The following is a 1,348-nucleotide window of genomic DNA, read 5'->3' as shown; positions in this document are numbered from 1 at the left end:
TTTTTTTATGCGTCTCGCTCGGGCACTGGAACTGACCCACAACATCGCCTCTACCCCCAACGCCATCGAGGGATTGGGTGCTTTGCTCGATCCTTCTCTGGTCGAACAGGCGCTTGAACAAGCTGGTGTGGCGACGCTGCGCAAGCGTCGTTTGCCTCTGGAAATGATGCTCTGGTGCGTGATCTCCATGGCGTTCTTCCGGCGCATGTCGGCCTGGGATGTGGTCAGTCGCATGAATATCATGTTGCCGGGTCAGCGCCCGTTGGTAGCGCCCAGCGCCGTAGTCCAGGCCCGTCAGAGATTGGGCAGCGAAGCTGTACGACAAGTCTTCGATTTGACCCAGAAAAGTTGGCATGAGGCAGCCGGTCACCCGACTTGGGCCGGTCTGCGTTTGTTGGGTGTCGATGGCGTTGTCTGGCGCACGCCCGATACGCCGGAAAATCGGGCGCGCTATGACTCCGCCAGCAACCAGCATGGCGACACCGGTTTTCCTCAGGTGCGCATGGTCTGCCAAATGGAGTTGACCAGCCATTTGCTGATTGGCAGTGCGTTTGAAGGCTACCGCAGCAACGAAATGAAACTGGCCGAGCAACTGATCGAAACCACCCCCGATCACTCGCTGACGCTGTTTGATCGTGGTTTTTACTCGTTAGGTTTACTGCATCGGTGGCAGCAGGCAGGTGTCGAACGCCACTGGCTGATGCCGCTGAAAAAAGGCTCGCAGTACGAGGTGATCCAGCGTTTGGGGCGCCAGGATGCGATTGTTTTGCTGAGCACTTCGCCGCAGGCCCGCAAGCAATGGCCTGGGTTGCCGGAGCAGCTGACCGCGCGACTGCTGAGCAAAACCGTCAAGGGCAAGGTGTGTCAGATTCTGACCTCGATGGCTGACCCACTGCGTTTTCCTTCCGACGAGATCGTTGATCTGTACAGCCAGCGCTGGGAAATCGAATTAGGCTTTCGGGAAATGAAGCAGACGCTGCTCAACAGCAGCTATACGCTGCGCAGCAAGACACCCGAGATGATCGAGCAAGAGTTGTGGGGCGTGTTGTTGGGCTACAACTTGTTGCGCTATCAGATGGTGGAAATGAGTCGCCACTGTCCTGGCATTTACCCGTGCGAAATGAGCTTTACCGCGTGTACCTGGGCGATTCTTGGGTTTATCAACAGCGTCTCGGCCGACCGTTCCGGGAACATCCCCAAGTATTTGGCCGAGCTTCATGCTTCAGCGCCGCACTACGTTCTGCCGCATCGACGTGAGGAGCGCGTTTATCCTCGGGCGATTCGGCTGAAATCACCGAAGTATCCGATCAAAAATAAAAATGCCAGTCAGCTTAACTGACTGGCATTA

General features: G+C 56.5%; 1 protein-coding gene. It reads left to right on the top strand.

Going from position 1 to position 1,348, the window contains the following annotated elements; genetic code table 11:
* Positions 1–7 precede the first annotated feature (7 nt).
* On the top strand, positions 8–1,339 hold the full coding sequence (locus tag FW764_RS28015) for an IS4 family transposase (RefSeq protein WP_446436716.1): 1,332 nt from the start codon (positions 8–10) through the stop codon (positions 1,337–1,339).
* Positions 1,340–1,348 lie beyond the last annotated feature (9 nt).

The organism is Pseudomonas sp. 1152_12 (assembly GCF_052850675.1).
Note: the sequence above shows the minus strand (reverse complement) of the source record. Positions and strands in the feature narration are given on the sequence as shown.

What these genes read in the sequence shown, in the direction of transcription:
- FW764_RS28015 (WP_446436716.1), top strand. Translation starts at nt 8, where the DNA reads ATGCGTCTCGCTCGGGCACTGGAACTGACCCACAACATCGCCTCTACC.